This window comes from Arsukibacterium ikkense, from assembly GCF_000987775.1.
In the GTDB taxonomy this organism is placed as follows: domain Bacteria; phylum Pseudomonadota; class Gammaproteobacteria; order Enterobacterales; family Alteromonadaceae; genus Alishewanella; species Alishewanella ikkense.
Map to the genome: position 1 here is coordinate 1 of NZ_LAHO01000003.1, position 13945 is coordinate 13945.

6 protein-coding genes and 1 pseudogene are annotated in these 13945 nt (G+C 49.2%); 4 read left to right on the forward strand and 3 right to left on the reverse strand.

From position 1 onward, the window contains the following. Positions 1–130 (reverse strand): annotated as a pseudogene (locus tag WG68_RS19780) (Type I secretion system protein TolC); the annotation flags it as partial. A gap of 418 nt (positions 131–548) precedes the next feature. Here WG68_RS19780 and glgC point away from each other — a divergent pair. From glgC to WG68_RS03745, 3 genes are all read left to right on the forward strand, one after another. Then, positions 549–1787, forward strand: a complete 1239-nt coding sequence (gene glgC, locus WG68_RS03735; RefSeq protein ID WP_046556336.1) for a glucose-1-phosphate adenylyltransferase — start codon at positions 549–551, stop codon at positions 1785–1787. 21 nt (positions 1788–1808) lie between these two features. Then, positions 1809–3212, forward strand: a complete 1404-nt coding sequence (locus WG68_RS03740) for a glycogen synthase (protein WP_046556337.1) — start codon at positions 1809–1811, stop codon at positions 3210–3212. 144 nt (positions 3213–3356) lie between these two features. Next, on the forward strand, positions 3357–3914 hold the full coding sequence (locus WG68_RS03745; RefSeq protein WP_046556338.1) for an NAD(P)H nitroreductase: 558 nt from the start codon (positions 3357–3359) through the stop codon (positions 3912–3914). Between the two features lie 18 nt (positions 3915–3932). On the opposite strand, the gene WG68_RS03750 is transcribed toward WG68_RS03745, so the two are convergent. Continuing rightward, positions 3933–4856 carry a GGDEF domain-containing protein gene (locus tag WG68_RS03750; protein ID WP_046556339.1) on the reverse strand — a complete coding sequence of 308 codons (924 nt, stop codon included), beginning with the start codon at positions 4854–4856 and terminating at the stop codon, positions 3933–3935. A gap of 7 nt (positions 4857–4863) precedes the next feature. Continuing rightward, entirely contained in the window at positions 4864–11466 is a 6603-nt protein-coding gene (locus WG68_RS03755; RefSeq protein WP_161796348.1) for an ATP-binding hybrid sensor histidine kinase/response regulator, read from the reverse strand. Between the two features lie 231 nt (positions 11467–11697). Here WG68_RS03755 and WG68_RS03760 point away from each other — a divergent pair, with 231 nt between their 5' ends. Continuing rightward, positions 11698–13932 carry a TonB-dependent receptor gene (locus tag WG68_RS03760; protein WP_052748948.1) on the forward strand — a complete coding sequence of 745 codons (2235 nt, stop codon included), beginning with the start codon at positions 11698–11700 and terminating at the stop codon, positions 13930–13932. Positions 13933–13945 lie beyond the last annotated feature (13 nt).

Genomic DNA, 13945 nt, shown 5'->3' on the forward strand with positions numbered 1-13945 from the left:
GGCGGTGCTCGTAGCTCTGGCCGGTATGGCTGTCGATGCCGCACAAAAAGGAGCGGCGCACGCAGCGGGAAACCACATGATAGTAAGGCGTATCCTCGACGGCGATAAGGGCTTTGCGGGGTCTGGGCATATCGCACCTGCATAGCTGTTTAAATATACAGTGGTAAGGTTAGTTATTGATTACCCGGCTGTCAAGGTTTTGAAGATTGTCATTAAGGTGTGTTGTTGTGCCTGTCCATCGCTTTTTGCATTCGTTATCACCTGATAGGTGGCGCCGAGGTGGCTGCGCATATTTAGTAAACGTTTTAATTGGTTCATTTTGCACCAAATTGGAGCAGCTGTCTTTTTGTCATGCTGTTGTAACTTAAACTCCGCATTTTAGCGTTAATATCTTTCTGTTAGCGGCACTGCTGTGCAAAATCACCTACTTAAGTCTAATTTTGCCAGTTGCAACTCACTTTTCTGGTGCTTTATTTGCTAATGCTGCTATCGTGGTATCAGCTTTGCAGTACATTTTTATTATTACAAAGTAACTACAGGGAGTCTTTATGTCAGGTGTGTTAACCATGGTGCTTGCAGGGGGGGAAGGGACTCGTTTAGCGCCCCTTACCGGGATCCGTGCTAAACCGGCTGTGCCGTTTGGCGGCAACTACCGGATTATTGATTTTGTTTTAAATAACTTTGTAAACTCAGATTTGCTGCAGATTTTTGTCATTACGCAGTTTAAATCGCATTCGTTAATGAAGCATCTTGGCCGCGCCTGGCGGGTAAGTGGTTTAACTAACCGCTTTATTGACCCGATACCAGCACAAATGCAAACCGGTAAACACTGGTATTTAGGTACCGCCGATGCGATTTATCAGAACCTGCATTTAATTGAAGGACTGGACCCAGAGCACGTTTGTGTATTTGGTGGCGACCATATTTATAAAATGGACGTACGGCAAATGCTCGATTTTCATCGGCATAATAAAGCCAAGTTAACGGTAGCGGCGATTCCGGTACCGGTAAGTCAGGCGCATGAGTTCGGCGTGATAGAAGTAGACGAGCACGGTAAAATGATTGGTTTTGAAGAGAAACCCAAAGCCAATCCGAAAACCATTCCGGGCCGGCCTGACTATGTTCTGGCATCGATGGGCAACTATATTTTTGAAGCTAAATGTCTGGTGGATGTGCTGGTAACAGATGCAAGCCAGGCCGATTCCAAACACGACTTTGGCCATAATATTATTCCGGGCCTGTATCCACAGGGCGAAGTGTATGTGTACGACTTTTCCAGCAACCGGATTAGGGGCGAGTCAGAAAGCAGTGCCGGTTACTGGCGCGATGTCGGTACTATCGATTCTTACTATGAAGCCAATATGGACTTAATCTCAATTAACCCGCCGTTTGATGTTTATAACCGTTACTGGCCATTACGCAGTTACACGCCGCCAATGCCGCCGGCTAAATTTGTGCATGACGAAACAAACCGTACCGGGCAGGCGATAAGTTCAATGGTGGCCTCGGGTTGTATTGTCAGTGGTGCTATCGTTTATCAGTCTATTCTGGGATACAACGTGCATGTCCATAGCCATAGCTATATTGAAAAGTGCGTGCTGATGGGCAACAACGACATTGGCCGTGGCTGTCGCATTCGCCGTGCTATTATCGATAAAGACGTGAAAATTGCCCCTGGCACAATTATTGGTGAAGATCCGGTGCATGATAAAGCCCGCTTTCATATTTCGCCAGGCGGCGTGGTGGTGATCCCCAAAGGTGCAAGAATTGGCTTTGAAGAAGCCTGATTAATAGCTAAGGAACTTGTGTTGCGTATTCTGTTTATTTGCAGTGAATATGAAGGGTTAATTAAAACCGGTGGCCTGGCAGATGCCTGTCGCGGCCTGGCCAGCAGCTTGCTAGCTGAGGGCCATCAGGTAAGTGTTATTTTGCCCAGATACGGCGGTCTGTATCAAATAGAAACTGAGCATGAACAATCAGTGTTTGTCGAACTGGGAGGACGTGCTTTTGGCTGTGCTATTGGCCGTACTGAAGTTGCAGGGGTAACCGTATACTTACTGGAGCACCATGACTTTTTCGCCCGGGCCAGGCCCTATGACGATGGTCAGCAAGGTTACCCTGATAACCCGCTGCGTTTTGCCTTTTTCTGTAAAGCCGTACTGCAGTGGTGCACTGTGCAGCAACCTTTTGACGTATTACATGGCCACGACTGGCAAACTGCACCGGCGGCCTATTATTTAACGGAGTATTACCGTCAGCATGCCAGCCTGGCAAAAACGCCTTTACTGTTTACTGTGCACAATGGCGCATATCAGCAACAATGTGAGCCCTTCTGGGCGGCGCAACTGGATTTACCGTTGTACCACAGCAGCGTGAATTTTTTGCAGCTGGGTTTGCAGTACGCCACAAAAGTTAACACGGTAAGCAAAGGCTATCGCGATGAGCTATTATCCGAACCTGCGGCTAACGGTTTGGCCAGCTGCTATCAGCAGCGGCAGGCTGATTTCAGTGGCATTTTAAACGGCTGTGATTATCAGTTATGGGATCCGGCGACAGATAGCGCCTTGCCTGCAAATTATCATGCCGGCGATTTAACCGGCAAAGCCCTTTGTAAAAACAAGTTACAGCAGGATTATCAGCTAGCGGTCAGCGATGTACCATTACTGGTGGCGGTAAGCCGGGTAACGGGCCAGAAAGGTTACGATATTTTGATCCCGGCGCTGAAGCAATTACTGAGCAATTACCCGGTACAAGTGCTGATCGTCGGCAGTGGCGAAGCTCACTATTGTCAGCAATTGCATCAGTTAACCGTGATGTTTCCAGATAAATTCCGGTTTATTGAAGGCTTTAATGAACCGCTGTCTCATCAGGTAGAAGCGGCAGGCGACTTTTTCCTGATGCCTAGTTTGTTTGAACCCTGCGGTTTAAACCAGTTATACAGTTTGCGCTATGGCACCTTGCCACTGGTGCGATTAACCGGGGGTTTAAAAGACACCGTAGTGCCGTGGCCGGACTCTCAGGCAACGGGTATTGGCTTTACTGAGCCAACCGCGGCGGCATTATTGGCAGCGTTACGTCAGGCGTTGGCGCTATACCAGAAGCCGGCCGCGTATCGTCAGGTGCAACAAAACGCTATGGCTCAAAGCTTTAGCTGGGTTGAAGCCAGCATCCAGTATCTGGCATTGTATCGCCAGGCACAGCTGGCGTTGTAGCGGTCTGAAAAGCGGCAAATATCGTTATTATTTGTGCAAAATGGCCAGACACTGAGCAAACAACTGGCGTGATGACATTTTATCATGTGCTAACGGGTTAATCTTTGCTAGCCTGATAACGAAGAGGTTTACTGAGGTTACATTATGGATGCGTTGACACTACTGACGACCCGCTATTCCAGCCCGCGTTTAACTGAGCCGGCACCCTCTGGCGAAGCGCTGGAGCTGATTAAGCGCGCAGCACTCAAGGTACCCGACCATGGTGGTTTAAGACCCTGGCGCTTTGTTATTGTCACCGGTAAAGACGCCCTAAACCGGTTAGGCGATGTATTTGCCGAAGCCGCTATTGAAGATGCGCCCGCTATTTCTGCAGAAATGCACGAGCGGGCCAGGCAATTACCGCTGCGGGCGCCAATGGTTATTGTTTGTATTGCCAAGGTGACTGAGCACGCTAAAGTACCGGCGCAGGAGCAAGTGCAATCGGCCTGTTGTGCGGTAATGGCAATGCAACAAGCCGCGTTTGCCCAAGGTTTTGGTGGTATATGGCGAACAGGCAGTTACGCCCAGCAGGATTTCGTCAAGCAGTCGTTGGATGTCGGGGAAGACGATGAGATTGTTGGCTTCTTGTATCTCGGCACGGCGGCAGGCAACTCACCTATGCGTAATGATCCTGATCCTGAAGCGTTCTTTTCATACTTTTAACGACATTAATAAAGCGCATTAAGCTGGAGTGGGGTGCCACAGCAGCTGGTTTTTGCCCTGCTGCTTGGCCTGGTACAGCATATCGTCTGCGCGTTTGAGAATATCGCTTAATTCCGCGTCCTGAGCAGCTGGCCAACAGATACCTCCTGCGCTTAGGGTAATGTATTCACTTACCGGTGAATAACCGTGCTCCAGCTGTAATTGTTTTATCTCTGTTAAACAGTGTTCAATCAGCTGTTTACTGCCCGCTTCATCACTATCAGGCAGCAGAATGACAAATTCTTCGCCACCATAGCGGCCAATAAAATCATTGGGCCGTCGCAATGATTGTTTCAGGCTGCTGGCAACCTGAAACAATATTTTATCGCCAGCGGCGTGGCCATAGTGATCGTTATATTCTTTAAAATGGTCAATATCGAGCATGATGATGGCTAAATTGCTGTGCTGACGAATAGCGGTACGCCAGAGTTGCTGCAATACCTGATCATACTTGCGGCGATTGGCGATACCGGTTAAGGGGTCAATATGCGCCAGTTGCTCCAGTAATTTGCGCTGCCTCGCCAGTTGTAAATGTAATCTTACCCTAGCCTGGACGATAGAAGCATGGAACGGCTTATAAATGTAGTCACAGGCACCTAAACGCAAGCCTTGTTCTTCATGATTAGTATCACTTAGGGCGGTAATGAAAATAACCGGAATTGCACTGGTTTGGGCATGATGTTTCAGGCTTTTGATTAGTTCAAAACCATCAACTTCCGGCATAATTACATCCAGCAGGATTAAATCTGGCTGCAAGGTTATCGCCTTGCGCAAACCCTGCTCAGCTGATTGCGCCAGCATAATATCAACGTCCGGGCGCAGAATATCACCTAGGATTTTTAAATTGGTTTTCTGATCATCGATGATCAAAACCTGTTGGCGGGAAGGCGGGCTTGTCGTCATAGTCTTATCACTCCTGGCCAGCGTGCTGCGCGGCCAGTTTAGTCAGTAATTCAAGCAATTGTCCGGTTGCGGTTTCAAATTCAATCTGATTGACACTCTCATATAATGCCGCTATATCTGCAGCATAATCGCTATTTGCAGTCAGTTCTGTCAGGTGTTCAAGCTGGGTTTCAGCGTCGAAATCAGACTGCTGCAACATCGGCAATAACCGCTGCAGTTCTAAGTTTAGCTGTTGCTGGTTAAACGGTAGCAGCATTGCTGGCTTGTCGCTATCGGTTTGCTGCGAAAGCTGTTCAATTAACTTTCTCAGTGAATGGATTGCCAGCTCGATCTCGGCCTTATCTGGCCTGCCACAGCGCAAGTGGGTTTCTACCTGGCCACAATGCTCAGCAAATGCAAAAGCACCAACATAAGCCGCGGCGGCTTTTAGCGAATGCATTGCCCGGCTGATCGCATCAAAATCATGACTATGCAGTTGATTTTGCAGCTTATCGGCTAAGGCCTTGTGCTCGTTCAGGAAGATATGCCGTAAACTGGGATACAATGCGGCCTGAGCGCCCAGATTTGCGCGGGCTCTGGCTTCATCCAGCTGCAGCGGATCCTGTGATACCTCAGCCGTTAATACAGGCAACGTCTTATGAGGAAACAGTTTAACCGGTATCTGCAGCTGTTGTTGCAAGGTGGCATACAATTGTTCGGCAATAATCGGTTTGGTCAGATGGGCATTCATGCCGGCCAGCCGGCTTTTTTCAATGTCTTCAGCCATGGCATGAGCTGTCATGGCGATAATGGGCAATTCGGTTAATAGTAACTGTTGCCGGATCAACCTGCTGGCGGTTAAGCCATCCATTTCTGGCATCTGAATATCCATTAACACCAGGTCGTAATGCTGTTGTTGTAGCTTGCTAAGCGCGGCGGCACCGTTTTCTGCAATATCAACGTCGGCAGACGTTTCGTGCAGAAAACCAAGTGCTACCTGGCGATTTATTGCGTGATCCTCAACTAACAAGATCCGTTTGGTGCTAAGATCGGGCACAACATCCTGTGTGGCAACTTGTGCTATGCGCGGGCTGGTGGGCCTTACGTCAAACAATAATGGTCCAATGGCGTCCAGCAACATAGTGTAACTAACCGGCTTCTCCAGAAAATGCTCAATGTGAACCTGATTCAACGCTGCTCTGGCTACGGCGGTATCATAGGCTGACACCATCAAAATATTTGGCGAACGGCTACCAAGTTGTTGCTGAATTTGCCTTGCTGTTTCAATTCCATCCATTTGCGGCATGCGCCAGTCCATCAGAATAAAGTCGTAAGGTTGTTGATCCTGTTCCGCTTGTGCGACTTTGTTAATAGCGTCCTGGCCATTATCGGTTTGTTCCGCCTGAATACCCAGTTCATCCAGCTGCTTTAGTAATACCATTCTGGTAAGTGCCATATCATCAACAACCAGCGCTTTTACACGCGGTTTTGCTGTCAGGACTTGCTTGTCGGTCGGGTGGTAATACTCAGGAAGCTGCAGGCCAAGCGTAAAATAAAATGTTGAGCCATAGCCCGCTTCGCTTTCCAGCCAGATCTCGCCAGACATCAGTTCGCATAGTTGTTTACAAATGATCAGGCCTAAACCAGAGCCGCCATACTTGCGGGTAATAGAATCATCTGCCTGCTGAAATGACCTAAACAAACGTTTTTGTTGCTGTTCGCTCATACCAATGCCGGTATCGGTAACTGATCCATGCAGCTGATACTGCCGCCCGGTCGTTTTGTTGCCATGCAGCATTATACAAACAGACCCTTTTTCGGTGAATTTAACCGCATTATTTACCAGGTTTATCAGTAGCTGCTGGATCCGTAGCGGGTCGCCGACTAGTTGTTGTGGAATATCGGCCGACACATCAGCCACTAACTCCAAACCCTTGCTGTGTGCTTTTAAGGCCGTCATATTGATGGCCTGCTGCACCACTTGGTTAATGGCAAAGCTGGTTTGTTCCAGAGTCAGTTGACCCGCCTCGACTTTCGAGAAATCGAGAATATCGTTCACCAGACTTAACAGCATCTCCCCTGAACCCTTAATTTTACTGAGTAAATCTACCTGCTCGTGATCCGCGGCCCGTTTACTGGCTAGCTGGCTTAAACCGATAACAGCATTAATCGGGGTACGAATTTCATGACTCATTCTGGCCAGAAACGCAGACTTGGCTTCCGTTGCGGCTTCAGCTTTTAATTTGGCCTGCGCTAATTCTCTGGTGCGTGCCGTGATTTTCTGCTCAAGGTTTTTATTGGCTTCTGCCAGTTGCTGTGACAAGCGGGTATTTTCAAATAAAATGGCCGTTTGGTTGGCCAACAGCTGTAACACCTGGACCCGTTCCTGTGTAAAAGCGCCGGTCATATCGTTATGTTGTAAATGCAACACACCTCGGAATACGCCATTAATAGCAATAGGGATAGATAGCATCGACGCGGGCATTGAACCAGCGGCATAAGCACTGCTGAGCATCGGCTCCTGACGGGTATCGTTATAAAGTCTTGCTTTGCCGCTGCGTCGAACCAGATTTAACAGGGCGGCGGGCGGGGCCGCTAACGCCGCACTGGTGGTGGCCTGCAGTACTAAATCTTCTTGTTCAATCGAGAATAACAGGCAACCATGCTGCGCCCCGGCATTTTCTACCATGATGTGCAGCATGGTATTAAGAAAGGCTGTCAGATCAACCTTACCACTGAGTGTCTCAGACGCTTTAAAAATGGACACCAAATCAAGCTGGCGGTCTGCGGTAACCGTTGCAGAAGGCTGCACCAACAGTTGCAACTCCGGATATTTTGCTTGTAACTGTTCAACTTTAGTGTTGGCTTGCCATTGTTGATAATAGTGCATAGCGCTACGTCTATGTTCTGCGGCAAAAGCAGCATGGTCCATTTGTTGCCAGTAATCTGCCGCACGCTCATGGGCTATAGCAACATGATGACTAAAGCCCTGTTGCTCGGCATGGCTGATTGCGCGCTGATAGTATTGCCAGGCATCAGTCTGTTGCGCCAGCGCTGCCTGTTCTGCTCGCAGCAGCTCGACTTTATGCAGATGATTGGCGTGGCCTGAGGTTGCCCAAGCTTCAAACATCTGCAGGATTCTACTGAGTTGTTGCTGCCAGTGCTGCGCTTTGCTACTGGTTTTTTTAGTCTGGCGTTGTAGCAATCGGCTATAGGTCAGGCCTGCATAAAAAAAATATTCAGTCTGATGATACAACGCCAGAGCAACATTACTTAACGGCTCAGCTGCCTGAATATGCTGCAGTGCCAGCTCATCGTTATCCAGCAAAGAGGCCAGCATCAGTTTGATACTGTGGTAACAAAATAAAAGAGTATGGTTGTTGGTTTGCTGCAGCAAGGGCAGCTGGCGGCTTTCGGCGAATGCCTCGCCTTCCAGTAACAGGGCAGAGTCAGTTGGCCTGCAAAGGTTCAGGGTAAGTTGTTGCCAAATCTGGGTAAACTCAAGATTGTACGGAAATTGCTTTTCCGTCAGGAACTGAATAGCACGCTCACCATGTTTTGCTACCTGGGCTAATGGCTGGCCGCTGAGTACCCGGTAAAAACTGCCGAACAGCACAGAATGGGCTGCATATTCCAGGTTGCCATCACGTAATGCCTGAATAAAACTGTCATCCAGCGCCTGGATAGCATGTTGTAGTGGGCCGTTCCAGGGCAAAATAGCGGCAGCGCGCTGAAAGTGCAGTTGGCCCTGAAATTTGCCCTGATAATGCTGATTGACGCTAAGCGCAAGATCGGCAAATTGTAAGGCGGCCTGATACTGACCAAATGCCGCCACCAGATTCATGCCATGCCCCAGATAACCGAGCGCCGAAGATGCACTGTTACCGCGTTGCAAGCTAAGTTTAACCAGATGGTAGGTGACAGTCATGTAGTGCAGCGGGCTGACAATATAGGCCACGGTGAATAAGGTTCCCAATATTTCCATCGCCTGTAGTAACTGCACATCCTCAAGGGCGGGCTTGTCGACTAAGGCGGCAATATTATCTGTACTGTACATGGTCAGTATCTGCGGGTACTGACTGATGATTTGCTCACTAACACTAATGTCGATACCAATCTCTGCCAGCACGTCAGCTGCGGCTGTAAAGGCCGCGTCAAGTTGATTCTGTGCAAACAGGATCAGAATTTTCTGCTGACAGTTCTCCATTCGTTGCAGTAGGTTAAGGGGCAACTTATCCAGTTGCTGGCACCAGTACCACGCTTGCGTGGTGTCCTGGGTCAGGTAACTGCTTTGAGCCAGGCCGGCATAAACTGTCCGATAAGGCTCAGTATCAGCCGCCTGCGGCTGGTGTGTAAGCAGCAGCCGCGCCTGTTCAAAATAGCTGTGAGCGGTGTCGTAAGCATTGGTTGTCAGCGCTTTATGGGCGGCCATCAGGTTAAATTCAAGCCGTTTTTCTGGGCCGGGTTCAACTGGGTTAAGGGGGCCTGCGGCATTTAAATGGGTAATAAAACTGAAAATATGTTGCTGTTGCAATGCTGCTGTGGGTAGCTGTTCCAGATAGTAACTGGCTATGCTGGCGTGCAATTGTTGTTCGCTTTGGCTGGATGTCAGCTGAAAGGCTGCTTGTTGTAATTTATCATGACTAAAATGGACATAGCTAAGGTGTTGACCATCCGGGGTGGTAAAAGCAATTAGCAGGCCGGAATTAACAGGCCCGCTCAGTTGCTGCTCTAACTCAACTGCGCTGCACTGACAAATGCCGGCAAGAATATCAATAGTAGCTTCATCGCCAAGTAAGGCAATCAGTTTCAGCAACTGCTGCACTTGGGCGCTAAACTGCTGTAGCCGCTGTGCCACAACTTCAGCGTGATGTTCACTCATGCTTTGCCTGGCAATGTTATTGAGTTGCCAATGCCAGATGCCGTCTGCATCACTATACAGCAGTTTGTCATGATGCAGCTTAAGCAGAAATTGTTTCAGATAAAAAGGATTGCCACTGGTTTTCTGGATCAATATGTCAGCCAGGGGCTGTAATGCGTCAGCTTTGTGTTGCAAGGTGTCTGTCAGTAACTGCATTATTGCCTTATCTGACAAAGGGTTAATCGAAATATGTTGCAACGTCGCCGCACTTTGGCCGATGGCGTCCAACGTGTACTGTAAAGGATGAGAGGCGTGAATTTCATTATTGCGAAAGCTCAGCACCAGCATGATGCGCCCGCTGTTGCCCTGGGTTGCCAGCAGTTCGAGCCAGCGCAGGGTCGCCCGGTCGGCCCATTGCATATCATCCAGAAATAACACCAGTGTACGATTGTGTTCAGCAAATACCTGAAAAATACGCAGTAACAGTTGGTTAAACCGGCTCTGATTACCCGTCGCAGCAATAACAGAGCAGCTGGCAGCGGGGCAAAGGATGGGGTGCCATTCAAGCACCAGCGATGTCAGCAAATGGGCATCTTCTCCAGCGGCCAGTTGTAGTCGTTGTTGCCACTGTTTAAGCTCGGCTTCCGGTTCTTGTAAAACGGCCTCGGCCAATTGTTCCAGGGCACTTTTCAGCCCGGTGAATAATGCATTTTGTAAGTACTGATCGTGTTTTCCCTGTACAAAAAACGTATGGCCATTCAGGGTTAACGGGTGCAGTTGTTTGATAACACTGGTTTTGCCGGAACCAGAGTAGCCTTGTACAGCGACGACCTGCAGCTCACGGCCAAGATGGCTTTGCTCCAGAGTTCGTTCCAGCAACTGCAAGGTTGCCGCTCGCTCATATAGCTTATCTGCAAAAGGCAACTGGTTGACCCCGAGGTAAACCGATGGCAAGAAGGGGGTATTGTCGGTGGCAGCGGTATTGTTTATGCAATACTCAAGATCCCGCAAGGCACCTTTAATCGATTGATAGCGGTCGTTCGGGTCTTTGTTTAACAAGGTTTCAATGATTCTTGCAACCCGGGTATCGGTTGTGGCATCCAGTTCTGTCAGGGCTGTAGGCTTTTTGGCTATATGGGCATGCACTAAAGCCAGTGGTTGCTGTTCTTCAAAAGGAAAGCGGCCAGACAGCAGCGCGTAACTTAGTATCCCTAAAGCGTATAAATCGGCGCGCTGGTCCAGCGGACAGTTAACCCTGCCAGTAGCTTCTGGTGCCAGGGTGCGCAACATCGCTATATCCAGTTCATTTTTCACCTGCAGCGGATGTACTCTGCTGACATTAGACGCAAACCGGCAATCAAGTAAGCACACCTGATCACCGGTGGCTGACCAATACAGCGCTTCCGCTTTTAACTCGCCCAGAATATAGCCGGCCTGGTGAACTCGCTGCAGCAGTTGCATTAGGCTATGAAGTACAGTAAGCACACAGACCTGCTGCTGGCGAACGGCTGTTGTCATATCTGCAAAGCCGTGCGTGTAATGCTGCACAGGTATTACCCGATAATGATAACCACCTTGATCAAATACTGCACTGGCCTGCGCCAGCCAGGAAGACGTTGTGTGCTCAGGGTGACCATTGTCGTTATTGGATAGGCTGCTAAGAGGCTGCTGTTGAATATAAACTTTGCGCAGGTCCGGCGCCGTGGCGCTGAATAACCGGTGGGCAGGGCCCAGGGCAGGAAGCTCGGTTAACTCATTGAATTGCGACAACTTGAGCATCTTATCCTACCAGACTTATTAACTGCTGTGCTTAGCTTAGTAGGTTAGCTCGTAAGAATAAAGTCTTTTGAAGGCTGGTAGCTCAGCAGTTTGTACGTATATTCTGTTTGTACCGTAGCGTACTATCCGATACTATTTTGCCATTAACACGTTTATACGCCTGTACATTAGCCAAGCTGCACTGTCAGTAGCCGTATGAACAACTGTTCTGGATATCACAGCATGCAATATAGCAAAGCGCTTCCTGTTGGTTTGTACAGCATTATCATTGGCGCAAGCTTTGGTGTATTGGCGACAGCTGACGAAGAGTTAACAGTGATGCAACCGCTGGAAGTTATTGAAGTTCACGCCCAGCGCCGATTACAGGACATTTATGATGTAACTGTTGCTGTTACCATTGTTGATGGCGAGTATTTACAGCAGCGCCAGCTTAAAGACAGTGTAGAGCTGGCTGCCTTATCACCTAATTTTACCGCCAGTAACGCGGCGGCAGAAGGTACTACACCGGCATTGACAATGCGGGGTGTCGGTATGTTTGATTACAACACCTCTACCATATCACCCATTGCTATTTACAGCGACGACATAGTCAGCGGCGGAGCCAGCTTTTTAAGCAGCCAACTGTACGACCTGGCCCGGATTGAGATCCTGCGCGGGCCACAAGGTACACTATTCGGTCGTAATACCACAGGCGGGGCTGTGTTGCTGATGTCAGCTATGCCTGAAGCAGAGTTTGGTGGCTATATTCGCACCAGTGTTGCCCAGCAGCAACACTATCGGACCCAAGGGGCGATTAATACGCCGATAAACGATGATACCGCGCTGCGATTTGCCTTTAACTGGCAAGATTATCAGTACAGTATGAAGAATATAATGCCCGGTGCGCCAACTGCGGGTATGGAGCAAGCCAGTTTCCGCCTGCTGCTTAGCAGCCGCTGGCAGGATTGGGAACTGCTGTTCCGGCTATCGTCGGAGCACTGGCAGGGTGTACCTAAACCGGTATATAATGCAGGGGTGTTCAGTGATCTGGCAGCGGCTGAGTTATGCCCACCCGGCTTGGTGGGAAGCAGACAGTGTGTTGATGCGTTTGGTCTTAGCGTACCAAGCGATGACTATTGGACTACTGCCGCCAATACTTTTGACAAACGTAATCGCACCGATAGCTGGAGTGGCAGTATTCATGTCAGCCGTGAATTCAGCCCGCAATTCACAGTAAAATCTGTCAGTGCTTATAAATCTTTTAACCGAACCCACCTGTGGGATGCCGATGGCCCTGGTCAGTTTATTGAAGGGAGGCTTGGTTCCAACAGTGATTTTTTCAGTCAGGAGCTGACGTTTTACTGGGAGCAGGGCACACGATTCTGGACGGCTGGGCTGTTTTATTTGCAGGAAGAACTGATCCAGAACAATAGCCTGGATTTGTTCCGGGATTTTCGCGCAGTTCCTGAATTAGCCGCCGTGCCAGCCCAGTTTTTTTATGCCAATAGCCTGAAAAATAAATCAGTGGCCGGATACGGCCAGCTGGAGCAGCCATTAAGCTCCCGGCTTACGCTGACTGCCGGTTTGCGGCTGACCGATGAAAGCACCCGCTACCGGGCACGCAGTGATTTGGACACTGTGGCCTTTTATCTGCCACAATTATGGGATCTAAACGGGGAGGTTGCCGATACGCAATGGACAGGTAAGCTTGCCCTTAATCAGCGGCTAACCCAACAGCATATGCTCTATTACAGCTATTCGAGAGGGTATAAAAGCGGTGGTTACAATGGTGGCTTTGCCACGAGTCCTGAAGAAGCGGCAAACTCAGCCTATGGCCCGGAGTATCTGGATGCGTTTGAGGTTGGTAGTCGTTGGCGCTCTGCCAATGATCAGTTACGCTGGGATATGGCAGCCTTTTATTATGATTATCAGGATCAGCAAACCTTTGTTAATTTCAGTAGTGGTGTTGCACCTTACCATGTGCTGAAAAACGCCGGTGACGGCAAAATATTTGGTTTTGAATCGCAGTGGCGTTATCAGCCCAATCAGCAACTTGAGCTGCGCCTGGCGCTGGGCTATATACCTACTGCCAAATTAGGTGAATACCGCGAAGGTGAGATGTTTGTAGCCAACAGCCGCTTACCTTTTACACCAAAGTGGACGCTTGGCGCCGCCATGCAATATCAGCAATCATTAAGCCGGGGCCGCTTGTTGTGGCAACTGGGTGTGGATTATCAATCGTCGGTATTTTTTGATCAGTATGAATCGGACTATACCCGCCAGGCTGGTTATCGTTTATGGCATGGCCGGCTGGGTTGGCAGTTAACGGCAGATCTCGAATTAGCCATTTGGGGGAAAAACATTTTTAATCAGCAGTATACAGAACTGAAATTTGACTCTATTGCGGCGCTGGGGGCCATCACCCAATTACGGGGTGAAGCCCGTCAGCTTGGCATTGAACTTAGCTACCAGTTTTAACGATTGTCCGGCA